We start from the raw sequence: 26780 nt of genomic DNA on the forward strand, positions 1-26780 counted from the left end.
GCAGCCTAAAACAGAGAAACCCTAAAGCCAGGGTTCAGGAAAGACTCACGCGGGGTGTATAACAGCGGCTTGCCCTGCCAATCGTGGATCTGAGCCCCGGCTGCTACCGCTACCGCGTGCCCTGCCGCCGTATCCCAGATATTGGTTGGCCCAAACCGTGGGTAAAGCTGCGCCCGCCCTTCCGCCACCAGGCAGAACTTCAGTGACGAACCTACAGAGATGGTTTGGTGTGCGCCCAACTGTTGCAGATAATCCTGTAATTCCTCATCACTATGAGAGCGGCTGACCACTACCAACGGTAGCTCGGCATTACTGACGCTAATCTCACGACGTCGGCCCCCCTCTTCCTTCCAGGCCTTGCCGCGTTCGGCCAGATACAGCACGTCCATCGCCGGAGCATAGACCACTCCCATTACCGCCTCACCCTCTTCGATCAGCGCGATATTGACCGTGAACTCACCGTTACGGTTTAAAAACTCTTTGGTACCGTCCAACGGATCGACCAGCCAGTAACGCGTCCAGTTACGGCGGACTTCCCAGGCAGGAGGGTCTTCCTCTGAGAGCAGTGGGATCTCCGGCGTCAGTGCCGCCAGACCTCGTTTGATAATATGGTGCGCGGCCAAATCCGCGGCAGTCACCGGTGAATCATCTTTTTTCTGCGCCACATCAAGCGGTTGTTCACCATGATATACCGCCATGATCGCCGAACCCGCCTCGCGGGACAGTTGGCAAATCTGCTCCAACATAGTGCACCTCAGACATTAAGTTCCGTGGGACATTTCCCCTTTCTATAGCTTGCAGCCTAGTTTTTTTTGGGCGGAATATCCATCTCAACTCGCTAAGCTGCGGTATTTATTCAAGTCTTCTCTGTCACAACTTTGCATATCTGTCCGTTACATTCGGCCAATTTATGCCAGACTTCACAGTTTGCTGATAAAGAGAGTGGTAATTACATACCCCTTTGAGATGCCACTCTAAGATTAATCCAATGGAGATAACCATGATCAAGCGCCCTTTGGGACTATCTGCCCTGGCCCTGCTGGTTTGCGCCTCAACGCAGGCAGCCACGGTTGACCTGCGCGTGCTGGAAACCAGCGATCTGCACGGCAATATGATGGACTTCGACTATTACAAGGATAAGCCCACCGATAAATTCGGCCTGGTGCGCACCGCCAGCCTGATCCAACACGCTCGCCAGCAGGTGACCAACAGCGTGCTGGTCGATAACGGTGACATCATCCAGGGCAGCCCAATGGCTGACTATATGGCCGCCAAGGGCTTGAAACCTGGCGATACCCACCCGGTCTACAAGGCGATGAATACCCTGGATTATGTGGTGGGCAATATCGGTAATCACGAGTTCAACTACGGGCTCGACTATCTGAAGAATGCCCTGGCCGGTGCCAAATTCCCCTACGTCAACGCCAACGTTATTGATGCCACCACGCAAAAACCGTTGTTCACTCCCTACATTATTGTCGATACCCCGGTAAAAGACCGTGATGGCCAAGCTCATACTTTACGTATCGGCTATATCGGCTTCGTGCCGCCGCAGATCCTGGTGTGGGACAAAGCCAACCTGCAGGGGAAAGTGACCGTAAACGACATCACCGAAACCGCCAAACGCTATGTACCGGAAATGCGCAAACAAGGTGCCGATCTGGTCGTCGCGATCCCCCACTCTGGCCTTTCCAGCGATCCCTATAAGGCCATGGCGGAAAACTCGGTGTACTACCTCAGCCAGGTTCCAGGCATCGATGCCATCATGTTCGGCCATGCGCACGCGGTGTTCCCCAGCAAGGATTTCGCCAATATCAAAGGCGCGGATATCGATAAAGGCCTGCTGAACGGCGTACCTGCGGTGATGCCCGGCCAATGGGGCGATCATCTCGGCATCGTGGATCTGCAATTGAATAACGATGAGGGAAATTGGAAGGTTACCGCAGCGAAGGCACAGGCCAGGCCGGTTTATGACAAAGAGAACAAGCGTTCGTTGGCAGCGGAAGATCCCGCGCTGGTCAAGGTGTTAGAGGAAGATCATAAGGGAACGCGTGAGTTCGTCAGCAAGCCTATCGGCAAGTCGGACGGCAATATGTACAGCTATCTGGCCCTGATCCAGGACGATCCTACCGTGCAGATCGTCAACAATGCGCAAAGAGCCTACGTTGAGCGTTATATTCAAGGCGATCCGGATCTGGCCGATCTGCCGGTATTGGCCGCTGCAGCACCGTTCAAAGTGGGCGGCCGCAAGAACGATCCCGCCAGCTTTGTCGAGGTGGAAAAAGGCCAGCTCACCTTCCGCAATGCCGCCGATCTCTATCTCTACCCGAATACCTTGGTGGTGGTTAAAGCCAGCGGTAAGGAAGTGAAAGAGTGGCTGGAGTGCTCCGCCGGGCAGTTCAACCAAATTGACGTTAACAGTAGCAAACCGCAGGGGCTGATCAATTGGGACGGTTTCCGCACCTATAATTTTGACGTGATCGACGGCGTCAATTATCAAATCGACGTCAGCCAACCGGCACGTTACGACGGAGAGTGTACGCTGATCAATGACCAGGCGGAGCGTATCAAGCAGCTGACCTTTAAGGGCAAGCCGATCGATCCTGACGCCCAGTTCCTGGTTGCGACCAACAACTACCGTGCCTACGGCGGTAAGTTTGCCGGAACGGGCGATAAGCATATTGCCTTTGCTTCACCGGATGAGAACCGCGCGGTATTGGCGGCCTACATCAGCGAAGAAACCCAGAAGCACGGCGCGGTGCATCCACAGGCGGACAATAACTGGCGTTTGGCCAGCTTCCACAGCCCACAGCCGCTGGATATCCGCTTTGAGACCTCCCCTAGCGAGAAGGCTGCTGCATTTATTAAGGATAACGCCCAGTATCCTATGAAATCGGCGGGTAACGACAGCATCGGCTTTGAGCTGTATAAGATCGACCTACAAGCCAAATAATTGCGCGTTAGGCGCGTTACGGCGCGCCTTTTAGCCTCTACCCCTTTTTAACCATGGCGCCCCCTTTAAATTGCATTTAAAATGCATGTTATAGTTTTCTTCCTTTAAAGGGGCATCATCATGGATTACCGTAACCAATCCCTAGGCGCACTCGCCATCGCGATCCCACGTGCCAGCAAGCTGTTCCGCGACTACGATCTGGACTTTTGCTGCGGGGGTAAACAAACCCTGGAGCGCGCTGCCAGCCGCAAAGAACTGGATCTGGATCAGTTGGAAAGTGAGTTGGCCGCGCTGGCGGCAGACCCGGTGGATACCCGCGATTGGCGCCGGGCTCCGCTGGCTGAGATCATCGATTACATCCTGCCACGCTTCCACCAACGCCACCGTGAACAGCTGTCAGAACTGGTGTTGATGGCGGAAAAGGTTGAACGCGTTCACGGCGACAAGCCCACCTGCCCACGCGGACTGGCCAAGCAGCTAAACCTGATCCGGCTCGATCTGGAAAATCACATGATGAAGGAAGAACAGATCCTGTTCCCGCTGATTAAACAAGGCATGGGGCAACAGGCGGCAGGGCCGATTTCGGTGATGGAACATGAACATGATGAGGCTGGCGAGCAGTTGGAGGTGGTGAAATTCCTCACCAACAACGTCACGCCACCTGATGGGGCATGCAATACCTGGCAGGCGCTGTACAGTGGTATCAATACGTTTATCAGCGATCTGATGGAGCATATCCATCTGGAGAACAACCTACTGTTCCCACGCGCACTGAGCGGCAAATAGCCCCTCCCCCTAAACCCTCTCCCAAAGGGAGAGGGACACAACGTAGATTACAGAATTTCGAGCAGCTCAACGTCAAACACCAGCGCGCTGAATGGCGGGATGGATGCTCCTGCACCACGCTCGCCATAGGCCAGGTTGTGAGGGATATACAGCTGCCATTTTGAGCCAACCGGCATCAGCGTCAGAGCTTCGATCCAGCCTGGGATCACACCGCTGACCGGGAACTCGGCGGGTTGACCACGTTCAACGGAGCTGTCGAACACATCACCGTTGATCAGGCGACCGGTGTAATGCACACGCACGCGATCCTGACGTGATGGGATTGGGCCATTGCCTTGCTCCAGCACGGAGAACTGCAGGCCAGACTCGGTCAGCGTCACTTCGTCACGCTTGGCGTTATCTTCCAGGAACTTCTGGCCTTCAACGGCCATCGCCTGCTGGCGCTCAAGACGCACAGCATCCGCACGTTCGTGGATTTCACGCAGCGCACGATGGACCACATCTACCGGAACCGCCGGGGCATTCCCTTCCAGCGCGTCACGCAGGCCAGCCAGCAGAGCTTCTGGTTGTAAACCTTGCAGGCCGGACTCTTGCAGTTGCTGACCGACCTGTAAACCAATCCCGTAACTTGCTTGCGCTTCAACGCTATCAAAAGAAGGGGTTGTCATGGGGTTTTCCTTTAGTCTGTAAAAAGTCGAAAGCGCAGCATAACAGCGCGGCAAAGCCGGGTAAAATCTTGTGTGGAGAATGATGACTTTTGTCGTAGAAAAAGAAACAATAACCTGCTGTTAACGTTTGGTGTCATTATTCTCTCGGCTACCAATCGCTTCAAACAGTTAGCGATATAGACCCGGTACGGCTCAAGGCTGGCATCGAAGTGGCGCAGTGCAGAGACTATTCGCCCCTGACGGTGCACAAGTGCACTGCGGCTTGAAACCATAGGGTATACTGGGGTCAGCGATACACTTTTTGTAAAGTGACAATTTTACGCAGTTGAAGAGAGGTCACCATGGGCAGAATCGCGCCCAGGAGAAGGAAAACCACCCGTGTCTACCAGCCATTGCTGCGCACCTGGCTGAATCTGAGCCAACGCCTGAAGCCTGGTCCGGCACCGGAAACGCCAGCAACCACCGATGAGCCAGACTCACCACCGCCACAGCAGAGCGGTAAGGGGCAAAGGCTCAAAGCGTTGTTGCTGAAAATATGGCACCTGCCGGACAGCCTCCACTGGATGGAACCTTTGCCGTATTTTCACCGCCGTTGGGTGATTATTTTTGGTGCTATCCTGCTACTGTCGCTGCTTTGGCCGTATTCCGACGATAACGCGCGTCCGTTCCCGGTCACCAGCCAGGAAAACCAGATACCGTTACAGGCTCAGTTGCAAAACGACGGCCAGCAAACGGCAGGCGAAAGCGATAGTTGGCAGCGATATCAGATCCAGGCAGGCCAAACCCTGGCGCAGCTGTTCCGTGACAACAACCTGCCGGTGAACGAGGTGTTTGCCATGGCGCGGGTTGAAGGCAACGATAAGCCGCTCAGCAATCTGAAGGCCGGGCAAGAAGTGCGTATCGAACGCAATGCTAACGGTGTGATCACCGCGCTCTCAGTCACCACAGTGGATAACAGTGAAGTCCTGTTTCGCCGTCAGAGCGATGGCAGCTACCTGCGCATTCGCTAATCTTGAAGCTGATCCAGCAGAAAATCACGCAGTACAACCCCTTGGTTGTGCTGTGTGTCCTTGCTGCCATACAGTAGGGTCAACGGTTCTCCTTTCCTTAACAACGCCACCAGCGGCTGCCAGGCATCATTAGCGGCCAGCTGTTGGCGATAGAGTGCAACAAACTCATCCCACTGGTCAGTATGCTGATGAAACCACTGGCGTAACGCCGTATCCGGTGCCACCTGCTTAAGCCAGATGACGCCCTGCAACCTTTCCTTACTCACACCGCGCGGCCATAGCCGGTCAGTCAGATAGCAGTGCTCCGGTGCCGGGCCGCTGAAATCGTAGACTCGCTGTAAGATAACTTCTGCCATTTTCGCCTCTCCTTGCCAACAGATAGCCTCAGAGTAGCGCGTTTTACCCGGCGCTGAAAAGCAAAACGCCAGCACTAGGCTGGCGTTTTAACTTGGTGTACTAAAGCCGATTAAGCTTCAGCAACCACAACTACATTCAGCTGTGCGAACACGTCGCTGTGTACCTGGAAGTGCACTTCGTGCTCACCAGTGGTACGCAGAACGCCGTTCGGCAGACGAACTTCGCTCTTGGCAACTTCAACGCCTGCCGCAGTAACTGCGTCAGCGATGTCGCGGGTGCCGATAGAGCCGAACAGTTTACCTTCGTCGCCTGATTTAGACGCGATGGTGACTGAACCCAGTTCGTTGATCTTGGTTGCGCGAGCTTCAGCAGCAGCCAGAACGTCAGCCAGTTTGGCTTCCAGTTCAGCACGGCGTGCTTCGAAGAACTCTACGTTTTTCTTGGTAGCAGGAACAGCTTTGCCCTGTGGTACCAGGAAGTTACGGGCATAACCCGCTTTAACGTTAACCTGATCACCCAGGCTGCCCAGGTTTGCTACTTTATCAAGCAGAATAACTTGCATTACCTTATCCTCTCAAAGTCGTTAATGGACAGTGGCCGATTACTGATGACGATCAGTGTACGGCAACAAAGACAGGTAGCGCGCGCGCTTGATAGCACGGGCCAGCTGGCGCTGATATTTTGCACGAGTACCGGTGATACGGCTCGGGACAATTTTACCACTTTCAGTGATGTAGTTTTTCAGCGTAGCGATGTCTTTATAGTCAATCTCTTGAACGCCTTCCGCGGTGAAACGGCAGAACTTGCGACGACGGAAATAACGTGCCATTTGGCTAGTCTCCAGAATCTATCAATTCAATCTGCTCGGCATGCAGGACCAATTTGTTCAGCCCGTTGCGCCCTTGATGGCAACTAACGAAGCCTTGAACGGTAACCTGACTGCCGACCGTTAATCTTTGAGTTAAAGCTTGTGACTGTTGTCCGCTGACAACCACGGGCATTCGGCACCATGCTTGCCTGCTGAATCCGGCTTCCATCTGCGACGATCGGTGCTCAAGCACAAATTGGCAGTGGGGTATCCCGGAAGGACTCACTTTTCGCACCGGCGTCTTGCACACTGTGCCAGACAACACCAGACGATTAGCCGTCACGACAGCAATTACTCTTCAGAATCCCCAGCATCTGCATCATCTGCGGTTTCGTTAGCGAAGTCTTCGCGGCGATCGCCACGACGTTCGTCTTTCGCTTTAACCATCGGAGATGCTTCAGTTACCGCGTGCTTAACGCGCATAACCATGCTACGGATAACGGCGTCGTTGAAGCGGAAGTTAGTTTCCAGCTCATCGATCGCTTCCTGCGGAGCTTCAACGTTCAGCAGAACGTAGTGGGCTTTGTGCAGTTTATTGATCGGGTAAGCCAGTTGACGGCGGCCCCAGTCTTCCAGACGGTGAATCTGACCTTGCGCGTTAGTGATGGTAGCACTGTAACGCTCGATCATGCCCGGAACCTGTTCGCTTTGGTCAGGATGGACCATAAAAACGATTTCGTAATGACGCATCGAATTGCTCCTTACGGATTATTCAGCCTCCTGTCAGGGTCAACCGCGGCCCATGGAAGCAAGGAACGTGTGTATGTGTGCGGCTGAAAAATGACGCGTAATCATACCGGCGCAAGGGGGGGAACTCAAGGACTGAGTAGGATTTATTGAGGTTTATGCGTAAGGCCACGAGGAATAGCACGATTTGCTGGCAGAAAAAGCGATGTATGCCGATCCATAGGTTTTAAAAATCCTTCAACAAAATCATCAGCCCACTGGAAATCATTATCATTTTTTTTGAATAAGGCCATCAAAATCTCACCCTTTTTAATCCTGACTATCGGACTAAAGTTAAATTATCCGCCGCAGAAAGCGCAGCGATAAAGGGTTGCAGTTATTCAAGATTGATAAATAACTTTTTGCTTAATGAACAGTATATCGGCGGTGGGCCAAGTGACACGCCGCCGTAGCAAAGGGTTAAGAGAGGTGTCTATGAAACGTATCACCATCGCTACCGCTATCGCGTTGCTGCTTTCCGCCAACGCCATGGCCGCCACTGAGATCACCGCACACCAGGCCGCAGAGCGCCAAAGCATTGGCTTCGTCAGCCTCGATCAGGAAGTGGTTTCGCCCGACGACGCAACGTCCCAAATCAACAAGATTGCCGATCAACGCGGCGCCAGCGCTTACCGGATTGTTGCGCTACATGAGCCAGGCAGCACCGCGTCTATCCACGTCAGCGCCGAGCTTTATCGCTAACCGAAAATGCAGCACCAGGGAACCCAGCCGCACCAAGAGGCGGTCGATCAGTAACAGCCAGGCCTTGCCCCCTCCCTCGGGGGCTTTTTACAGCGAATCCTGGAAAAAGGCGGCGGTAGCGTTCAAAGCCCCAGGGGTAATACGATGGCGTACTTCCGCTTCAGTGAGGTAGGTCAACCGACGATCCAGGCCGCGCCGGCGTAACTCGCCGGCCAAGCGCTCACTCTCCAACGCGGGCACTACATCATCGGTTTCACCATGCCATAACAGCAGTGGCCGCCCGGCAAAACTCTCCCAATGATGTTCAACCTCATAAGCGACCAGGGGCGCAAGACGTGCCTTGAGCGCGGACTGCTCCAGCGCTTGACCATGCGCATCCAATGGCGGATACAACGTCTGCGCCAGTGAAGTAAAGTAGCCCGACCCCATCAGGCTGGCGGCAGCTTTCACCCAAGGGTAACGGGTAAATGCCCCTAAGGTGGTCATTCCCCCCATCGAAGCGCCCGCCACGCCAATGCGATCCCCGGCAATTAGCCCACGCTGCTCAAAGTGCGTTTTGAGCGCGGGTAACTCATCGACGTTACTTTTGAGGATTTCCCAGAAATGCGCCAGCCGCCGTGCTTCATCACCATCAAACCGCTCACCGTGCATCGCACAATCGGGCAGCACCACCCGGAATCCGACCTTGGCCAGCGCATAGGCAAAATAAGCGTACACCTCTTTCGATGAGGTATAGCCGTGATAGAAAAAGATCGTGGGTAACGGCTGCTCATAGCGCCCGGCTGGCACCGCATGGATCACCGCAACGTCACCCACCCGCTCATCATGGATCTCGATCATGTATTCCCCCTGTGCCCAATCTTCTCTATGATGGCAAATATCGGCCCGAAACCGTAGTTCAAACCGTTCTACTCTATGCTAAATAGCGATGAGGCCAGCATGAATCTTTCCCGTTCGTTGATCACCCTATTGCTGTTTGGTTTGTTATCCGGCTGCAGCGTATTTAAAACCACGCCCAAACCCCCACCGCCGCCTACCGCTCAGGCACAGGAGATCACCCGTGCCCAAACCACCGAGTTGGAGAAGATGGGGACGATCAGCGCGCTAGTGCATGGCAGCCCGATGAACGTGGAAGCCGAGATCCAGCGCAAAGCTAACGCCAGCGGGGCACGCTATTACATGATCATCATGAACAGCGAAACCATCGTGCCGGGCCAGTGGTATTCACAGGCGATACTTTATCGGTAGTGCGGGCTCTGAGAGATAAGTAAAAACGGGTGCCCGAATAGACACCCGTAAAAGATATTTCCGCGATTACTCTTTGATTACCGGCCCAGTTACATCACCGTTATTGGTGTATCTCCCCGTCAGGTTCAGTTTTACCCCTTCCAGGCCGCCGATCACCGCGCCGCGCCGGTTAGTTAAATTCTGGCTGTTGATCGTGGTGACCTTGTCGGACCACAATTGACCGCTGTTGGTCAATGCCCCGTTAACGCGAATATCCAGCTCTTCTCTACCGTGGACTAGGCCGCTGTTGGTAAAGGCTGAAGCCACTTCTACTCTACTGCTACCTGTTGAAGATATCGTGCCATTGCCGTTATCCAGGCGGTTAGCCAGCAGCGACAGATAAGCCACACTTGAAAGGGTGCCGCGGTTATTATCCACGTTGCCGGCATACTTCATGTTCAAGTTGCCGCCGCTGGCAGCAATCAGACCCCGACTGTTGTACACCCGGTTACCGGTCATGCTCAGATCGCCCATACTGATAATGCCCCCCTGAGTGTCCTCCGGCATATCGATATGCACGCCCATCACTCGACCAAAATTCTCACCATTACGGTTATAGAGAGTCGCCGCCTTTATTTCTGCCGTCTTCTCGGCAAAAATCAGCCCCTCGTCATTGCGCAATGTATCGGTATGCACATGAACTTCCTGCCCCCCCAACATGCCCGCATTGTTGTTGACCGTGCTGGCGTATAGCTCCGTGCTACCCAACTCGCTACGGATCACGCCATAGTTGTTATTAAGGGCATTTTGGATGCGAACGTCATTGCCCTTGTCCAGGGTTAACCCACCCGTGCGGTTATCCAGGCTGTTTGCCTGCAGCAACAGCTTGCCCTCACCGCTAACACTGCCATCCCGGTTGTCCATGGCGTTGATATTGGCGAGCTGGATATCCCCCATGGCAGAGATCTGCCCACTCTCGTTGAGCAGGTTACTGCCGTTGGTGTTTACGTTCAGCATCTTGGTCGCTTGCAAACTACCGGTTCTATTGGTCAGTAGCCCACTGTTGATATCCAACGCCCCAGCCGACTCAATCAAACCGTTGGTGTTATTGAGCGCTGCTTTGTTTGTCGTCAGCTTAAAATCGTCACCGGCACTCATTTTACCGTTAGCGCTATTATTCAACGTACCGCTGGTAGACAGATTTACGTGATGTTGAGCCGCTATTTCGCCACCACGGTTATCAAGCGTGCCGCCAACGGTCATCGACAGATCGGACAACGAAGAGCCAAAGGCAAAAATCTGCCCATTACGGTTATCCAACTCACCGCTGATGATAGTGGAGTTACCACTGGTGGTGATCAGGCCATTGTTATTGTTCAACTGACCCGTTTTCAGCACTATACCCAAGGTGCTGTAAATGCCGGTGTCATTATTGCGGCCAGTATTGGTCAGCAACTGCCCATTGGTATCGATAGTGACCTGTGAACTGGCTTGCACCATACCGTTGGTATTGTTCAATTGCCCGCTATTGATGCTCACAGAGCCGATGGCCGCTATGTTGCCGTTGGTATTGGTAAGGCGGTTTTTATGGGTATTGATAGTGATACCACCGTTCCCGCCGGTGATTTTCCCCCTGGTATTATTAATAGTGCCGGTGGTGTTCAGCTTGTTGGCACGTGCGGCGGATAGGGTCCCAGAACGGTTATCCAGCACACCATTAACGTCCATCACCAGATCTGAAGTGGAAGCCGCGATGGTACCGGCATTTCGAACGCCCACTCCGCTTTCTGTTCCCACCAAGGTGATCTTGCCGGCATACATCCCCCCCAAAGCAGCAACGTCAATCCCAACGCCAGGTCTGCCCAACGCCGAGGCCAGTGCAGTCGCCTGGGTGTTATCCGCATTGACGTTATTACGGCCACTGGTCACTTTCAAATCCTTGGCCCAGACGCCGGCATTAATCACCACCGAGCGAGCAATCAGATCGGTATAATTACTGTCGCCGCTGTTCAGGCCACTGCCATTAATAACAATGGTGCCTTTTTCCGTTTTATATCCCTGTATGGCACCATCGGCAATCTGGGCAGTACCGGTGGTCAGCGTTGCTCTGCTGGCATTAATAAAGCCGCAGCCACTACAGGTAATACCTGCCGGGTTGGCAATAATTACCTGAGCCTGCTGGCCTGCAACTTCCACCATGCCATTTAACACGCTGGCCCGATTAGAATTGACCTCATTAAGGATCACCGAGGCCGCCCCACCGCTTAAATTCGCATTACCTGCGAGACTCCCCGCCAGTTGGCTATTCGCACCATCGACGCTGTTATTCAGCACCACACCGTTTTTATCAACGTTGAACTGGTTGAAGATATTATGCGAAACACCCCCTTTACCCGCAGCGTTGATATTCACCACGGTCGAACCATTCGCCCCGGCATTAACCCCAAGGCTAGATGCCTGCCCGGCATCGGCAACGATAGCCGCATTAGCCACGGAGACGCAGCCAAAAGCCAGCAGCCCGGCAAAGTAGAGTGGCGAAAGATTCATCTGCAGAGATGAGCTGCTCTTTTCTTTACGTATCGATAATTCGGTTGTAGACGAGAGATTACTACATGTCATGCTGTTAATTCCTTTTACACAATAGGAAAGTCAGTAGATTGCCGCGAACAAGCCGCAATAAAAAAAAGACTTTCCCAAATAAATAATTAGCACAGATTGGCACTCACGAGCCGTGCTTAGTCTCCATTACATTAAAAATGTAACATACAACCTGTTAGCCACTCAGCCAATTAGTTAAGCAGAACCCAAAAAAGGGTATATCCCACACATTAACGAGAATCATCCTTAAAATTACAGCAGAACACATCTTAGGCGCTCACACGAAATTAATATCATGCGAGATATTTCTATAATTAATCATTCGAGCTGAAATCAGACAGGAAATTATACATCCAATGCCATCAGCATATTATCTGATGGCATTTCTCTCTAGACGATAAGCCCGAGCTCCTGTTTTAGTTCCCCATAGCCCGCTGAAGCAGCGTATCGCACACCTCAGCAGGCAGCATTCTATCCCCACGATAATCCAGCGTTAAATGGCACCAGGCCTCACCAATTGGCGGGCTGGCATGTTGCAGCAGTTGGGCGGCACAGCACAGATCGAATAACTGCTGGGTTAACAAACGCCCCATTTCTTCACGCGGCTGGCGCATACGCTGCTGCCACTGCCGCCAAGCGCGATCGAACAACCGATTCTGCCCGCGCACCGGCAACAGCTCCTGCTGCAGCAATTCCAACGCACCCGGCAGCTTATGCAGGCTGCGCATCACGTCCAGGCACATGATGTTGCCTGAACCTTCCCAAATGCTGTTAACCGGAACCTCACGATAAAGCCGCGGCAACTCACTCTCTTCACAATAACCAATACCCCCTAACACCTCCATCGCTTCAGCGATAAATGGTGCCCCCTGACGGCAAATGCTGTATTTCGCGGCCGGAGTAAGTAAGCGGCTATAAACGGTTTCTCCTGCATCCCCCCGACTTTCCCAGGCTCGCGCCAAACGAAAGAGTAAGGCGGTATGCCCTTCAAGCCGTAACGCCATACGGGCCAACACCTGCCGCATCAATGGCTGTTCAATAAGGCATTTACCAAACGCCTGCCGTTGCAGAGCATGGTACAGCGCCACCGAAAGGCTGCGGCGCATCAGCCCATGGCTCCCCAAAGCACAATCGAAGCGGGTCATACCGCCCATCTTGAGGATTTGCCTGACGCCATCTCCTTCATCACCCAACAGCCAGGCCGTGGCGTCCTGAAACTCGGCTTCGCTACTGGCATTGGAACGGTTGCCCAGCTTGTCTTTAAGCCGCTCCAGGCGGATGGCATTGCGCGTGCCATCAGGTAAGATCCTTGGCAGAAAGAAGCAGGACAGCCCGCCTTCCGTTTGCGCCAGCACCAGATGGGCATCACTCTGTGGCACCGAAAAGAACCATTTATGGCCCACCAGGCGATAAGCCTCCCCATTGCCACGACTGGCGAGCGGCACGGCGGTGGTGGTATTGCTCAGCACGTCCGAGCCGCCCTGCTTTTCCGTCATCCCCATGCCGATCAACAGCCCGCGCTTTTGTGCACCGGGCAACAGATGAGGGTCATAACGATCGGAAAGTAACGGGGTTAGCCAGGATTGATACTCCTTTGGCAGGGAACGCTGTAGCAGTGGGATAGCGCCAAAGGTCATGGTGATTGGGCAGAGCGTGCCGGCCTCCACCTGAGCGTGCAACACAAAGCGGGCGGCGCGGGCCACCAAGGAGCCAATACGGGCATCTTCCTGCCACGGCAGGTTATGCACCCGGTTAGCGACCAGCCCCTGCATCAGGATGTGCCAGGCTGGATGAAAGCGCACGTCGTCCAGGCGTTGCCCGGTAGCGTCATAGCGCAGCAACTCTGGTGGGTTGGTATTGGCCAGCCGCCCCAACTCCAGCGACTCCTGCGTGCCTAACTGCTGCCCAAGCGAGGCCAGAACGTCACTATCCCAACCCGCCAACTCGCGCTGCAACGCTTCACGCAACGGCGTATCGGACAGGAAGAGATTGCTGTTGCCCAAGGGCTTGGGTTGGTTAAAGACGGTATGCGTAGTCCAGACCATGAATTTGCTCCCTGATTAACGCTTCAGGGGTAATTATGGTCATTAGCTGGATTTCTGCCGCTGGCGGGATCACAAGATAGGAGATTAGAGGTAGGGGTGACAGATTTCACCCCTATTAAATCATCAGCTGCGCTGGCGCACCGCTTCAAACAGACAGACACCGGTCGCTACCGAGACGTTCAGCGAGGAAACCGTACCGGCCATCGGAATACTGATCAGTTCGTCGCAATGTTCACGGGTCAAACGACGCATACCTTCGCCTTCCGCGCCCATAACCAACGCCATCGGGCCGGTCATTTTGCTTTGATACAGCGTGTGGTCGGCTTCACCCGCCGTGCCCACGATCCAGATGTTCATCTCTTGCAGCAAACGCAGGGTACGAGCCAGGTTGGTGACAGTGATCAGTGGGACGTTCTCGGCCGCACCGCAGGCCACTTTCTTCGCCGTCGCATTCAGTTGGGCAGAGCGATCGCGTGGGACGATCACCGCATGGACACCGGCAGCATCGGCACTACGCAGGCAAGCCCCCAGGTTATGGGGATCGGTAACGCCGTCCAACACCAGCAGGAATGGCGTTCCAACGCTTTCCAGCAGCCCAGGCAAATCGTTCTCCTGATATTTCCGCCCTTCACGCACCCGCGCAATAATGCCCTGGTGGACGGCCCCTTCGACCTTCTCATCCAGCCATTGGCGGTTAGCCACCTGGATCACAATACCGGTCGCTTCCAGCTCGGCAATCAAAGGCTGTAAGCGGCGATCGTCACGCCCCTTGAGAATAAACACTTCCAGGAAACGTTGTGGATCGTTGTCTAGCAGGGCTTTGACAGCGTGAATACCGTAGATAATTTCGCTCATGATGCTCTTTTAACTGTGCGGCCGGGATGACCCGGCCGGGGATAATAACGTGCGGCAGGTTAACCCTGCTCGGCACCTTTCTTCTTGCTGGCACGCTTGGCTTTGGTCGCTGCCGCTATCTTTTTGGTTTTATCAGACGCTTTTTTGGCTTTTGCCTTCGGATCGGTTTTCGCTTTCGCCTTCGGGTCTGGCTTCACCTTGTCTGCGGGTTTGGCCTTGGCCCCATCTTTTTTACGGAAGGCGCTGTCTGGCTCAAAGTTGGCAGGCGTCTTGCCGCCACGGCGTTTACGTTGAGCCTGACTGCGGCCCGCTCCGGCACCGTCGCGCAGCGTACGCTGGCCGCCATTCTTGGCACGTTCGCGCTCGGTTTTGCCTTCACCACGCGGTTTGCGGGTGCTGGAAACCAGGGCGAAGTCGATCTTGCGTTCGTCCATATGCACGGCCTCGACGCGGATCTCCACCGTATCTCCCAGGCGATAGACCATGCCGGAAGATTCGCCGATCAGACGCTGGCCGATATTATCGTAGCGATAGTAATCGTTATCCAGCGTGGACACGTGTACCAGACCATCGATAAACAGATCGCTCAGGCGGACGAAGAAACCAAAGCCGGTGACGCTGGCAATAACGCCGCTAAACACTTCACCAACGTGATCCTGCATAAAGTCGCACTTCAACCAGTCCGCCACGTTACGCGTAGCTTCATCGGCACGGCGCTCGGTCATCGAGCAGTGCATACCCAGTTGCAGCATCTCTTCCAGATCGCTGTGCCAGCCTCCGGTTGGCGTCCAGCGCTCTTTCTGTTCGCCATGCTCCTTCGCCAACACGTACTTGATGGCGCGGTGCAGTGACAGGTCCGGGTAGCGACGGATCGGTGAAGTAAAGTGGCCATAAGAGGCCAACGCCAAGCCGAAGTGGCCACGGTTTTCCGGATCGTAGATCGCCTGTTTCATCGAACGCAGCAGCATGGTTTGCAGCATTTCACGGTCCGGGCGTTCAGATACCTCGTCCATCAAAGTGGCGTAATCTTTCGGCTGCGGCTTCAGGCCGCCACCCAGCGTCAGGCCCAGCTCGCTCAACACGCTGCGCAATGCGGAAATGTGATCGTCACTTGGACGATCGTGCACGCGGAACAGCGCGGGTTCGTTATGCTTCTCGACAAAGCGTGCCGCCGCAACGTTCGCCATGATCATGCACTCTTCGATCAGTTTGTGCGCGTCATTACGTACCGTTGGTTCGACGCGTTCAATACGGCGTTCAGCGTTGAAGATAAACTTGGCTTCTTCGGTTTCGAAGGCGATACCACCGCGTTCGGCACGAGCCTGATCCAGCACTTTATACAGCGCATGCAGCTCCTGCAGGTGTTTGACCAACGGATGATACTGCTCGCGCAGCTCCTGATCGCCCTGCAAGATATGCCAGACCTTGGTGTAGGTTAAGCGCGCATGGGAGCTCATTACCGCTTCGTAGAATTTAAACGAAGACAGACGGCCCGATGCGGAGATGGTCATCTCACTCACCATACACAGGCGGTCGACCTGTGGGTTGAGCGAGCACAGGCCGTTGGAAAGCACTTCCGGCAGCATTGGTACCACTTCCGATGGGAAGTAGACCGAGGTGCCGCGGCTACGGGCTTCGTCATCCAGCGCCGTGCGCGGGCGCACATAGTAGCTGACATCGGCAATCGCGACCCACAGGCGCCAGCCACCACCGCGTTTTTTCTCGCAGTACACGGCATCATCAAAATCGCGGGCGTCTTCGCCATCAATGGTGACCAGCGGCAAGTGACGCAGATCCACACGCCCTTTCTTGGCGGCTTCCGGCACCTGCTCACTGAGGTCGGCAACCTGCTTCTCCACCTGAGGTGGCCAGGTATGCGGGATCTCATGGGTACGCAATGCGATATCCACCGCCATGCTGGTCCCCATTTTATCACCCAGGATCTCGACGATCTTGCCCACGGCTTTGGTGCGGCGCGTTGGGCGCTGGGTCAGCTCGACCACCACCATAAAGCCCATCCGCGCCCCGCTGACCGAGTCGGCAGGGATCAGAATATCGAAGCTCAGGCGGCCGTCATCCGGCACCACGAAGCCGGTACCGGCATCGGTGAAGTAGCGGCCAACAATCTGGCTGGTTTTGGGTACCAGCACGCGCACGATACGCGCTTCACGGCGGCCTTTGCGATCTTCGCCCAGCGGTTGAGCCAACACCACATCGCCGTGGATGGCCATTTTCATTTGCTCGGCGGAGAGATAAAGGTCGTCTTTACGCCCTTCAACCCGCAAGAAGCCGAAGCCATCGCGGTGACCGATCACCGTGCCACGCAGCAGGTCCAGACGCTCCGGCAGGGCATAGCACTGGCGGCGGGTAAAGACCAACTGGCCATCACGCTCCATCGCACGCAGGCGACGGCGCAGGGCTTCCAGCGCTTCTTCGCCGGATAAATTCAGTTCATTGCCCAACTCTTCGCGGCTGGCCGGCGTTTCACGTTTCGCCAAATGGGCCAGAATAAATTCGCGGCTAGGAATTGGGGATTCATATTTTTCTGCTTCTCGTTCCAGGAATGGATCTTGTGACATTGAGGTTCCTCCGTTGTCATCAGCAGGGTGTCGCTGAGCCTTGTCTTCTCAGTAACGCTTTATTCGACAAGCAAAAGCTTGTAGAGCGGTGAATTGTCTTCGACCATGTCGGCCAATGTGTGACTATCCAGCTCCTCAAGGAAATTCTTTACCGCCTGCTGGAGCACTTGCTTCAAACGGCAGGCTGGGGTGATATGACAAAAATCGCTGCTGCAGTTAACCAACGAAAGCGGCTCCAGCGCCCGCACCACGTCGCCAATACGGATGCTCTCAGCCGGTTTACCCAAGCGTATACCGCCGTTTTTACCCCGCACGGCGGTTACAAAGCCTTCACGGCTCAGCTGATTGATAATTTTTACCATATGGTTACGGGAAACCCCGTACACCTCCGTAACCTCAGAGATGCTGGTCATTTTGTCCGCAGGCAATGATGCCATATAGATCAATGCCCGTAGGCCATAGTCAGTAAAACTTGTTAACTGCACGTTTACCTCTGGGTATCTGCCGATTTTCGGCGATTTTCTTTACTATCTTATTGGATGATAAACCAGCCAGAGAGTTCGCAGCTAATTATTTAGTACATAGCCGACTCTCAACCGGAGCAACGAAAGGATTTTGTGAGGTGAAAACGCCATCGGGGAGGATACATGAGGCAAACAAACCGGGACTTGGCCCGGTTTGTTTGGTGACAGTAGAGCAAACAGATTATGCGTCGAACGGATCGCGCAGGATCATGGTTTCGCTACGGTCTGGGCCAGTAGAGATAATGTCTACCGGTACATCAGTCAGCTCTTCGATGCGTTTGATGTAGTTCAGCGCTGCCTGTGGCAGTTTGCTGTAGTCTTTCACACCAAACGTCGTTTCGCTCCAGCCCGGCATGGTTTCGTAGATTGGCTCGATACCTTCCCAACCTTCTGCAGCCAGCGGCGTGGTGGTCATTTCGCGGCCATCCGGCATGCGATAGCCCACACAGATCTTCACTTCTTTCAGGCCGTCCAGCACGTCCAACTTGGTCAGGCAGAAGCCAGACAGGGAGTTGATCTGCACGGCACGACGAACGGCAACCGCATCCAACCAGCCGGTACGGCGGCGACGGCCAGTGGTGGCACCAAACTCATTACCCTGTTTGCACAGGTATTCGCCGGTTTCGTCGAACAGTTCGGTTGGGAACGGACCTGCACCTACACGGGTAGAATAGGCTTTCACGATGCCCAGCACGTAGTCCACATAACGTGGGCCAATGCCAGAACCGGTTGCTACGCCACCAGCGGTGGTGTTGGAGGAAGTCACGTACGGATAGGTACCGTGATCGATATCCAGCAGAGTGCCCTGTGCACCTTCGAACATGATCAGATCGCCACGCTTGCGCGCACCATCCAGCAGTTCGGAGACGTCTACTACCATCCCGGTCAGGATATCGGCAATCGACAACACATAGTCAAGGGTGGTCTGGTAATCGACGGCTTCTACTTTGTAGTAGTTAACCAGCTGGAAGTTGTGGTAATCGATGATGTCTTTCAGCTTGGTGGCGAAGGTGGCTTTATCGAACAGGTCACCAACGCGCAGACCGCGACGGGCAACTTTGTCTTCGTAAGCCGGGCCGATACCACGACCGGTGGTGCCGATGGCCTTGGCGCCACGCGCTTTCTCACGCGCATTATCCAGAGCGACGTGATAAGGCAGGATCAGCGGGCAGGCTTCAGACAGTAACAGACGTTCGCGTACCGGGATGCCGCGCGCTTCGAGTTCACCCATTTCCTTCATCAACGCGTCTGGCGCCAGAACGACACCGTTGCCGATGACGCTGGTCACGTTTTCACGCAGGATACCTGAAGGAATTAAATGAAGAACGGTTTTTTCACCGTTGATAACCAGAGTGTGGCCAGCGTTATGGCCACCTTGGTAGCGCACAACATATTGAGCCCGTTCAGTCAGCAGGTCTACGACCTTACCCTTACCTTCGTCACCCCATTGGGTGCCCAGTACGACGACGTTCTTACCCATTTTAAAATCACCAGGTTGCTTAAAAATGGATTCTACCACCCTAATTCTTCAGTTTCAGCACTTTTAGCATACGATTGCGTACTTTTTCGGCTAAACTTTAAACCCCCGTGCGTGCACGCAACATGTAGTAGATCACACAGCCTGCAACCACTAATCCCCCACCAAAACGCCGCAGTGTGGCATCGGGCAGTTGCGACATCGTCTGGACCATTTTACGCCAAGCCTGTGGGAACAGCATCGGCCCCAGCCCTTCCAGCACCAAAACCAACCCAAGCGCCAGCCAGATTGTCGAATTCATCCTTCCCCCAAAAAAAGAAAGGCCCGCGTTTAAACGGGCCTTGGTTCTACCCCTATTCTTTCAAACCATGGCCTGAAAGCTATCGGGGATCGCCATCATGCTGACGTTATCTGTTGCGCGTAGCAACCGGCGACTTCATGTAGCGGAAGAAATCGCTGTCCGGGCTCAGCACCAACACGTCCTGATTGCCAGGGCCGAAGCTGGTTTCATAAGCACGCAGGCTACGGATGAAAGCGTAGAAATCCGGATCCTGGCTGAAGGCATCGGCAAACAGCTTGGCCGCTTCCGCATCGCCCGCACCGCGAGTGATACGTGCCTGACGCTCGGCTTCCGCGATGGTACGAGTCACTTCGTAGTCGGCGGTCGCTTTGAGCTTCTCAGCCTCTTCTTTACCTTGTGAACGGTGACGACGGGCTACCGCCTCACGCTCTGCACGCATACGCTGGAAGATCGCATCGGACACTTCCGCAGGCAGGTTGATCTGCTTGATACGGACGTCCACCACTTCAATACCCAGGGCTGCCATGCTGTTCGGGTTAACCGCTGGCTGTTTGCCATTGGTTTCACGCTCAACGCGGGCTGCGGCAGATGCGATAGCGTCATCGGCTTCGCTGGCGGCGGCTTCTTCGCCGTCACCCACGGTACCGGTGTTCAGCGCCTCACGCACGTCTGCCATCAGACGGCCACGGGAGTCAGTCACGATGTCACGCACGTCCAAACGGCCAATCTCGGAACGCAGACGGTCGTTGAACTTGCGTTTCAGCAGCAGTTCCGCCTGAGAAACATCACCACCACCGGTCGCCAGGTAGTAGCGGCTGAAATCACTAATACGCCATTTCAGGTAGGAGTCGACGATCAGGTCTTTCTTCTCGCTGGTCACGAAGCGATCGGCCTGGTTGTCCATGGTCTGGATACGGGCATCCAGCATTTTCACGGTTTCAATAAACGGGATCTTGAAGTGCAGACCCGGTGCATAAACCAGCGGTTTGTTTTCGCTGTCGCGCAGAACTTTACTGAAACGCAGCACGATGCCGCGCTCGCCTTCCTGAACCACAAACATTGAGGCGTAAAGGGCTACCAACACCACCGCGAGGATAACTATGAAAGACTTACGCATTGATTATTCTCTCCCTACGCGTGTGTTGTCGCTACGCTGCGCATTAGCCCGGCGTTGGTCCATGATGGAACCACTGCTGGAACTGTTAGTGCTCGCATCCGATGAAGGAGTCGAGGCTGGCGCAGGGGCGAGAAGGTTCTGTCCGGCATCTTTGCTGCCTTCGGTAACCGGCTTACCGGCACCGCGCAGCATTTGATCCAGTGGCAGCACCATCAGACTGTTATTGCCTTTGTTGTCTGCCACCAACACCTTACGGGTGTGGCTCAACACTTTTTCCATGGTTTCGAGGTACAGACGCTCACGGGTAATTTCCGGTGCGGCTTTGTACTCCGGCAACAGCTTGGCGAAACGAGCAACCTCACCCTGGGCTTCCAGAACGGTCTGGGCCTGGTAGGCGCGCGCATTTTCCAGCAGGCGCTGTGCAGCACCGTTGGCACGCGGCTGAACTTCGTTGGCGTAAGCTTCTGCTTCACGAATGGATTGCTGCTCGTTCTCACGTGCGGCGATCGCATCATCAAACGCGGCTTTCACCTCTTCCGGCGGACGTGCAGCCTGGAAGTTGACGTCCAGCAGAGTGATCCCCATTTTGTACGGACGGATGGTTTCTTCCAGTACACGCTGAGTGTCGCTACGGACGATGGTACGGCCTTCGGTCAGGATCTTGTCCATGGTGTATTTACCGATAACACCACGCAATGCGCTGTCTGTCGCCTGTCTCAGGCTGTCGTTGGCATCGGTTACGCTGAACAGATAGGCTGCCGGATCGGAAACGCGGTACTGCACGTTCATCTCGACGCGCACCACGTTCTCATCGGAAGTCAGCATCACACCGGACGCGGACAGGTCACGGACCGACTCCACGTTAACCGGGCGAACCTGATCGATAAACGTCGGTTTCCAGTTCAGACCTGGCTGCACCAGATGGCTGAATTTACCAAAGCGAGTGACCACACCACGTTCGGCTTCTTTGATGGTATAGAAACCGCTGGCGGCCCAGATCACCACCACCGCAACCGCAGCAATGCCGACAATCTTGCCACTGAAGCCCGGCCCGATTGAACCCGTTCCACCGCTGTTATTGCCGTTGGAGCCTTTGCCACCGCCGGTCAGGCTGCTCAATTTCTTGCTCAGCTTGCGGAAGATATCGTCTAAATCCGGTGGTCCTTGATCGCGACCGCCTTTATTGTTACCGCCAGAGTTGCCGCCATTATTATTGCTGCTCCCCCACGGGTCGCGGTCCTGTCCGTTATTACCGGGCTGATTCCACGCCATGTTTTAGCTCCATTATTCTGTGATTGGGTACTTCAGGCTAATGCTTAGCCCACTCTTCTATTGAGCGGGCACACAAATGTAACAGGATATGATCATACGATAAAGTTAATCAGTTCCTGTTCCTGCTTGCAGAGGCGACGCCACTCCACGATCGGCATACGCACCACCACGCCGATACTGCCGTCCTCTTCATTCCACTCTTTTTCGATCGCCTGAAGCTGGTAGAAACGGCTACGAAGACGGCCAGCCTGTGGCGGTAAGCGCAGCTCATAATGCGCGATTTCCCCCGATAAGCGCTCCGTCAACGCCTGAAATAGCAACGGGATACCTTCACCGCTGGCGGCGGACAGCCACACTCGGATCGGTAAATTTTCCTCGTTGCGATCGATACGCGGGACAAAGTCATCCAGCATATCTATTTTGTTCATCACTAACAGTGTAGGGATCTCATCCGACTCAATCTCTGCCAACACGGAGTTCACCGCTTCAATGTTTTCATCCACCCGGGTATCCGCAGCGTCGATCACATGTAACAACAGAGAGGCCTGGCGCGTCTCTTGCAGTGTCGCTTTGAACGCGGCAACAAGATCGTGCGGCAAGTGCCGGATAAAACCTACGGTATCCGCCAACACGGTATCGCCTACGTCCGCCACGTCAATGCGCCGCAGGGTAGGATCCAGGGTGGCAAATAGCTGGTCCGCCACATACACTCCGGCAGACGTAATTCGGTTAAACAGGGTTGATTTGCCGGCGTTGGTATAACCCACCAGCGATACGGTTGGCACATCGGCACGGGTACGTGCTCGTCGCCCTTGATCGCGCTGCTTCTCTACCCGCTCAAGGCGACGCAGGATCAGGCTGATACGATCGCGTAGCAGGCGACGGTCAGTCTCTAACTGGGTCTCCCCCGGCCCGCGCAGGCCAATCCCCCCTTTCTGACGTTCAAGGTGAGTCCAACCACGAACCAGACGAGTGGCAATATGACGCAATTGCGCCAACTCTACCTGCAGCTTACCTTCATGGGTACGGGCACGCTGGGCAAAGATGTCGAGAATCAACCCGGTGCGATCGATCACCCGACATTCACACAGGCGTTCGAGATTTCTCTCCTGCGCTGCGGAAAGGGCGTGATCAAACAGGACAACAGACGCGCCGCTGGCTTTCACCGCATCTGCAATTTCTTCGGCCTTTCCTTCACCGACAAAGTATTTTGGGTGAGGTGCTTTGCGGCTACCAGTAACCACTTGCAAAGCCTCAACGCCCGCAGAGGACACCAGCGATTCGAACTCACTGAGATCTTCTGTATCTTTGTCTTGCGAGAAATAGATATGAACCAGGACGGCCTGCTCACCGGCTTCATAACGGTCAAACAAGCGTGCAACCTCTCAAACGGAACAAAACCGCGAGTTTGGGGGACATAAACAGCACTGCGCTGCTTATGCACCCCGTCATGGTTGACTCGCAACGCGCTTTATTCAGCGTCATCGCTTTCCTGCTGCGGCTGTTGCGGCGCAGACGGGTTGTTACCATGGTGATAATTGCTGGTGCCGCCGCTGCTCGGGGTGTTGCTGTGGTGCGATACCGGGCGCGATGGAACAACGGTAGAGATAGCGTGCTTATAAACCATCTGGCTCACCGTGTTCTTCAACAGGATGACAAACTGGTCAAAAGACTCAATCTGGCCTTGCAGCTTAATACCATTCACCAAATAAATAGAAACCGGAACACGTTCACGACGCAATGCGTTCAGGAACGGATCTTGCAAAGATTGCCCCTTAGCCATTCTATCTTTTCCTTATTTGTTTGTTGTTTTTAACCAAGAACCTGTCGGCTCAAAATAAACGACCTAAAAAATTTGCGCGCTGAATACTCATCAATTGTACACAATCACTCAACCTATGCACTAACAACCTGTGTTACCGAGTCTAAAGCCTCTCCCGGCTTTTCACTGTCCAACCACCGAACCGACTCCCAACCCCGTAACCAGGTCATCTGGCGTTTGGCCAACTGACGTGTTGCGCAAATACCTCGAAAAACCATCTCATCGTAACTAATCTCGCCAGAAAAATATGACCACATCTGGCGATAACCGACACAGCGAATGGAAGGCAAATCCGTATGCAAATCACCCCGTGCAAAAAGTGCACGCGCTTCCGCCTCAAAACCCGCCGCCAACATCTGATTGAACCGCAGCTCGATACGTTGATGCAACAACTCCCGGCTGACTGGCGCGATCGCAAATTGGTGAACATGATACGGCAACGATTCACCCGAAATTTTAGTCAGTTCAGTTAAAGTTTTACCCGAAATCAAAAAAACTTCCAGTGCTCTGGAGAGTCTCTGTGGATCATTCGGATGAATACGTAACGCGGAAACCGGGTCTATCGCCTGCAATTGGCGGTGCAAAGCCTCCCAACCGTGTTCCGCTGCCTGCTGCTCAATCTGCTCGCGCACGGCGGGATCGGCAGAAGGTAACGGCGATAAACCTTCGAGTAACGCCTTAAAGTAAAGCATTGTGCCCCCCACCAACAGCGGAATACGCCCAGCGGCAGTAATATCAGCCATTTCGCGCAGCGCATCGGCACGAAAATCGGCTGCCGAGTACGCTTGCGCAGGATCGCGGATATCGATCAACCGGTGTGGCGCCAGGGCCAACTCTTCCGCCGAGGGTTTGGCGGTGCCGATATCCATACCGCGATAAATCAGGGCGGAATCGACACTGATCAGTTCGACGGGCAAGCGCTCACGCAGCGCCATCGCCAAGGCGGTTTTGCCTGAGGCCGTTGGCCCCATGATAAAAATGGCTGGGGGACGAGGGGTCATTTCAATTTCAGTCATGCTTAAGCGCTGCCAATGCAGCCTGCAAATCAACGGGTTGTAAAAGAGCGGCAGGAGGGGATTTGACCAGTTGCGGGCAAAGTCGTTCAACTTCTGTCAACAATTGTATCGCTTGCGAGCTGTTCCACACTTCATGTTCGCTGCCTAATTGGCTGGCGATCCAGATGGATAGCACCGTTGGCGACATCTCCTGATGTTCCGCCAGATAGCCTAACAGCTCGGGTATCAACTTTTGTAAATTTTGTTGGCGTAATGGTAAAGGTACTGCGCGCAAAGTCACACGACCGTGATCGGATTGCAGCTCCAACCCCATTTTGACCAGCAGCGCCTGATGTTGCACGCAGGCGGCCGCTTCATTTTTATTCAACGTCAGCTTAATCGGGATCAGCAGCGGCTGTGGCCGTAATCCCTCTTCAGGCGGGCAAAGCTGCGCCTGACGCAGCCAACGTTCGGCCATGGTCAGGTTCAGTAACGCCAACTGCTGACGCTGTTCCACCAGCGCATAGCTCGGCGGGCAAATCATCAGAACGCGGCCAAAACTGTGCTGACTACCGGCGAGCGGCGTTTCCTGCACGGCGTTAACCGGCGGGAACAGCGGCTGTTTTACCGTATCTGCTGGCGGCGTAGCCTGCAACAGCTTGCCATACAGCTCGCCTTCACGCTTTTGGTAACCCGCACCGGCCTGATAGGCTGGCTGCGGGGCACGTTCACGGGCAGCGGAGGGTTCAGCAGGCTGACGTTCACGCTGTGGCGCAGGCTGGGAGAAGTGGTTGCCACCGGCGGCAACGCGGTTCTCCGGCTGCCAAACGGGAGCCTCCTGCTCTGAGGACTCTTCAGCCAATGGCAACGCGACATTACCCGCCTGCTGCAACACCGTAGTAACCGCCTGGTAGATAAAGTCATGTACCAGCCGAGCCTGATGAAAACGCACCTCATGCTTGGCCGGATGGACGTTGACATCCACCTGATGCGGATCCACTTCCAGATACAGCACATAGGCAGGCAACTGATCGTCTTTCAACTGATCCTGATACGCCTGACGAATGGCATGATTAATCAGCCGATCGCGCATCATCCGGCTGTTGACGTAGCAATACTGCATTTCGCCAAGCTGGCGCGCCCCTTGCGGATCCGCCACCCAGCCGCGGATGCTGAGATCGCCATGCTGCCAGGAAATCGCCAACGCATGCTGCAAGAAGGCGGGGCCACAAATGCTGGCCAGACGCCGCTCATGCTGGCTTTCTTCTTTTGCCGCGCGATACTGACGCATCAGCTTGCCGTTATGGCTGAGGTTGATCGCCACATCGAAACGCGCCAGCGCAATGCGCCGCACCACTTCGTCGATATGGCCAAATTCGGTTTTTTCGGTGCGCATGAACTTGCGCCGTGCGGGGGTGTTGTAAAACAGATCGAGCACTTCGAGCGTGCTGCCCACCGGATGAGCTGCCGGTTTGACGGTGACCGCCTGATCGCGCCCTTCCGCGTAGGCTTGCCAGGCTTCGCTCTGTTCCGCCGTGCGTGAGGTCAACATCAGACGGGACACCGAGCTGATACTGGCCAACGCTTCGCCGCGAAAGCCCAGGCTGACTATGGCCTCCAGATCGTCCAGCGTACTGATCTTACTGGTGGCATGGCGCGCCAGGGCCAAGGCCAGGTCGGCTTTGGCAATGCCGCAGCCGTTATCACGGATGCGGATCAGTTTGGCCCCGCCGCGTTCGATATCAATATCAATCCGCGTTGCCCCAGCATCCAGGCTATTTTCTACCAGCTCTTTGACCACCGACGCAGGCCGTTCGACCACTTCTCCGGCGGCAATCTGGTTGGCTAGCTGTGGCGGTAACACCTGGATAGACATGGGGCTCCCTCTGTTGTTGGCA

Annotated in this window: 27 protein-coding genes; 5 read left to right on the forward strand and 22 right to left on the reverse strand. The window is 54.8% G+C overall.

Annotated features, from left to right (window positions below; translation table 11 throughout):
• Positions 1 to 5 precede the first annotated feature (5 nt).
• Complete coding sequence (gene cysQ, locus N6G83_RS47785; protein ID WP_211135365.1) at positions 6 to 746, reverse strand: 3'(2'),5'-bisphosphate nucleotidase CysQ; 741 nt, start codon at positions 744 to 746, stop codon at positions 6 to 8.
• Positions 747 to 1000: 254 nt separating this feature from the next.
• Here cysQ and N6G83_RS47790 point away from each other — a divergent pair, with 254 nt between their 5' ends.
• Positions 1001 to 2953 (forward strand): bifunctional 2',3'-cyclic-nucleotide 2'-phosphodiesterase/3'-nucleotidase, encoded by a 1953-nt coding sequence (locus tag N6G83_RS47790; protein WP_211135363.1) that lies wholly within the window; start codon positions 1001 to 1003, stop codon positions 2951 to 2953.
• A gap of 120 nt (positions 2954 to 3073) precedes the next feature.
• On the forward strand, positions 3074 to 3739 hold the full coding sequence (gene ytfE / locus N6G83_RS47795; protein ID WP_211135361.1) for an iron-sulfur cluster repair protein YtfE: 666 nt from the start codon (positions 3074 to 3076) through the stop codon (positions 3737 to 3739).
• 47 nt (positions 3740 to 3786) lie between these two features.
• Here ytfE and N6G83_RS47800 read toward each other — a convergent pair whose 3' ends face one another.
• Positions 3787 to 4407: a peptidylprolyl isomerase gene (locus N6G83_RS47800; protein ID WP_021179017.1), complete on the reverse strand. Its 621-nt coding sequence runs from the start codon at positions 4405 to 4407 to the stop codon at positions 3787 to 3789.
• Between the two features lie 341 nt (positions 4408 to 4748).
• On the opposite strand from N6G83_RS47800, the gene N6G83_RS47805 reads away from it, so the two are divergent.
• Positions 4749 to 5417 (forward strand): OapA family protein, encoded by a 669-nt coding sequence (locus N6G83_RS47805; protein ID WP_211135359.1) that lies wholly within the window; start codon positions 4749 to 4751, stop codon positions 5415 to 5417.
• Here N6G83_RS47805 and N6G83_RS47810 read toward each other — a convergent pair.
• The 6 genes from N6G83_RS47810 to N6G83_RS47835 form a co-directional block, all read right to left on the reverse strand.
• Entirely contained in the window at positions 5414 to 5773 is a 360-nt protein-coding gene (locus N6G83_RS47810; RefSeq protein ID WP_211135357.1) for a DUF488 domain-containing protein, read from the reverse strand. The two genes, N6G83_RS47805 and N6G83_RS47810, sit on opposite strands and share 4 nt — an antisense overlap.
• Before the next feature lie 110 nt (positions 5774 to 5883).
• Positions 5884 to 6336 (reverse strand): 50S ribosomal protein L9, encoded by a 453-nt coding sequence (rplI, locus tag N6G83_RS47815; protein ID WP_004933629.1) that lies wholly within the window; start codon positions 6334 to 6336, stop codon positions 5884 to 5886.
• A 39-nt stretch (positions 6337 to 6375) separates the two neighbouring features.
• On the reverse strand, positions 6376 to 6603 hold the full coding sequence (gene rpsR, locus N6G83_RS47820; RefSeq protein WP_000135199.1) for a 30S ribosomal protein S18: 228 nt from the start codon (positions 6601 to 6603) through the stop codon (positions 6376 to 6378).
• A 4-nt stretch (positions 6604 to 6607) separates the two neighbouring features.
• Entirely contained in the window at positions 6608 to 6925 is a 318-nt protein-coding gene (gene priB / locus N6G83_RS47825) for a primosomal replication protein N (protein WP_065684090.1), read from the reverse strand.
• Positions 6926 to 6933: 8 nt separating this feature from the next.
• Positions 6934 to 7332, reverse strand: coding sequence for a 30S ribosomal protein S6 (rpsF, locus tag N6G83_RS47830; protein ID WP_004933634.1), 399 nt, complete (start codon positions 7330 to 7332; stop codon positions 6934 to 6936).
• 143 nt (positions 7333 to 7475) lie between these two features.
• Entirely contained in the window at positions 7476 to 7622 is a 147-nt protein-coding gene (locus tag N6G83_RS47835; protein WP_211135354.1) for a hypothetical protein, read from the reverse strand.
• Positions 7623 to 7803: 181 nt separating this feature from the next.
• On the opposite strand from N6G83_RS47835, the gene N6G83_RS47840 reads away from it, so the two are divergent.
• Positions 7804 to 8070 (forward strand): DUF1471 domain-containing protein, encoded by a 267-nt coding sequence (locus tag N6G83_RS47840; RefSeq protein ID WP_024530178.1) that lies wholly within the window; start codon positions 7804 to 7806, stop codon positions 8068 to 8070.
• Between the two features lie 87 nt (positions 8071 to 8157).
• Here the strand turns inward: N6G83_RS47840 and yjfP are convergent, their stop codons facing one another.
• Positions 8158 to 8910 carry an esterase gene (yjfP, locus tag N6G83_RS47845; protein WP_211135345.1) on the reverse strand — a complete coding sequence of 251 codons (753 nt, stop codon included), beginning with the start codon at positions 8908 to 8910 and terminating at the stop codon, positions 8158 to 8160.
• Positions 8911 to 9009: 99 nt separating this feature from the next.
• On the opposite strand from yjfP, the gene bsmA reads away from it, so the two are divergent.
• The gene (bsmA, locus tag N6G83_RS47850) at positions 9010 to 9318 is read left to right on the forward strand and encodes a biofilm peroxide resistance protein BsmA (protein WP_024530180.1); all 309 of its coding nucleotides are present in this window, start codon (positions 9010 to 9012) and stop codon (positions 9316 to 9318) included.
• A gap of 66 nt (positions 9319 to 9384) precedes the next feature.
• On the opposite strand, the gene N6G83_RS47855 is transcribed toward bsmA, so the two are convergent.
• The 13 genes from N6G83_RS47855 to mutL all read right to left on the reverse strand — a co-directional run bounded on the left by N6G83_RS47855 (position 9385) and on the right by mutL (position 26758).
• Positions 9385 to 11916 carry a filamentous hemagglutinin N-terminal domain-containing protein gene (locus tag N6G83_RS47855; protein WP_211135336.1) on the reverse strand — a complete coding sequence of 844 codons (2532 nt, stop codon included), beginning with the start codon at positions 11914 to 11916 and terminating at the stop codon, positions 9385 to 9387.
• A gap of 395 nt (positions 11917 to 12311) precedes the next feature.
• Complete coding sequence (locus N6G83_RS47860) at positions 12312 to 13940, reverse strand: isovaleryl-CoA dehydrogenase (protein WP_024530182.1); 1629 nt, start codon at positions 13938 to 13940, stop codon at positions 12312 to 12314.
• 123 nt (positions 13941 to 14063) lie between these two features.
• Entirely contained in the window at positions 14064 to 14795 is a 732-nt protein-coding gene (gene rlmB, locus N6G83_RS47865; RefSeq protein WP_211135327.1) for a 23S rRNA (guanosine(2251)-2'-O)-methyltransferase RlmB, read from the reverse strand.
• Positions 14796 to 14854: 59 nt separating this feature from the next.
• The gene (gene rnr, locus N6G83_RS47870) at positions 14855 to 17374 is read right to left on the reverse strand and encodes a ribonuclease R (protein ID WP_199062805.1); all 2520 of its coding nucleotides are present in this window, start codon (positions 17372 to 17374) and stop codon (positions 14855 to 14857) included.
• Positions 17375 to 17433: 59 nt separating this feature from the next.
• A complete protein-coding gene (nsrR, locus tag N6G83_RS47875) occupies positions 17434 to 17859 on the reverse strand; it encodes a nitric oxide-sensing transcriptional repressor NsrR (protein WP_024483339.1) in 426 nt (141 codons plus the stop codon).
• Between the two features lie 220 nt (positions 17860 to 18079).
• The gene (locus N6G83_RS47880) at positions 18080 to 19378 is read right to left on the reverse strand and encodes an adenylosuccinate synthase (protein ID WP_024483338.1); all 1299 of its coding nucleotides are present in this window, start codon (positions 19376 to 19378) and stop codon (positions 18080 to 18082) included.
• A gap of 97 nt (positions 19379 to 19475) precedes the next feature.
• A complete protein-coding gene (locus N6G83_RS47885; protein ID WP_074032085.1) occupies positions 19476 to 19676 on the reverse strand; it encodes a DUF2065 domain-containing protein in 201 nt (66 codons plus the stop codon).
• Positions 19677 to 19782: 106 nt separating this feature from the next.
• The gene (gene hflC / locus N6G83_RS47890; RefSeq protein ID WP_024530186.1) at positions 19783 to 20793 is read right to left on the reverse strand and encodes a protease modulator HflC; all 1011 of its coding nucleotides are present in this window, start codon (positions 20791 to 20793) and stop codon (positions 19783 to 19785) included.
• 3 nt (positions 20794 to 20796) lie between these two features.
• A complete protein-coding gene (gene hflK / locus N6G83_RS47895; protein WP_074032084.1) occupies positions 20797 to 22065 on the reverse strand; it encodes an FtsH protease activity modulator HflK in 1269 nt (422 codons plus the stop codon).
• A 92-nt stretch (positions 22066 to 22157) separates the two neighbouring features.
• The gene (hflX, locus tag N6G83_RS47900) at positions 22158 to 23438 is read right to left on the reverse strand and encodes a ribosome rescue GTPase HflX (protein WP_024483336.1); all 1281 of its coding nucleotides are present in this window, start codon (positions 23436 to 23438) and stop codon (positions 22158 to 22160) included.
• Between the two features lie 98 nt (positions 23439 to 23536).
• Positions 23537 to 23848, reverse strand: coding sequence for an RNA chaperone Hfq (hfq, locus tag N6G83_RS47905; RefSeq protein WP_021179001.1), 312 nt, complete (start codon positions 23846 to 23848; stop codon positions 23537 to 23539).
• 113 nt (positions 23849 to 23961) lie between these two features.
• Entirely contained in the window at positions 23962 to 24903 is a 942-nt protein-coding gene (gene miaA, locus N6G83_RS47910; RefSeq protein WP_199062803.1) for a tRNA (adenosine(37)-N6)-dimethylallyltransferase MiaA, read from the reverse strand.
• Positions 24896 to 26758 carry a DNA mismatch repair endonuclease MutL gene (gene mutL, locus N6G83_RS47915; RefSeq protein ID WP_211135325.1) on the reverse strand — a complete coding sequence of 621 codons (1863 nt, stop codon included), beginning with the start codon at positions 26756 to 26758 and terminating at the stop codon, positions 24896 to 24898. The genes miaA and mutL overlap by 8 nt, the downstream gene beginning before the upstream one ends.
• Between the last annotated feature and the right edge of the window lie 22 nt (positions 26759 to 26780).

The organism is Serratia sp. PL7, from assembly GCF_945957435.1.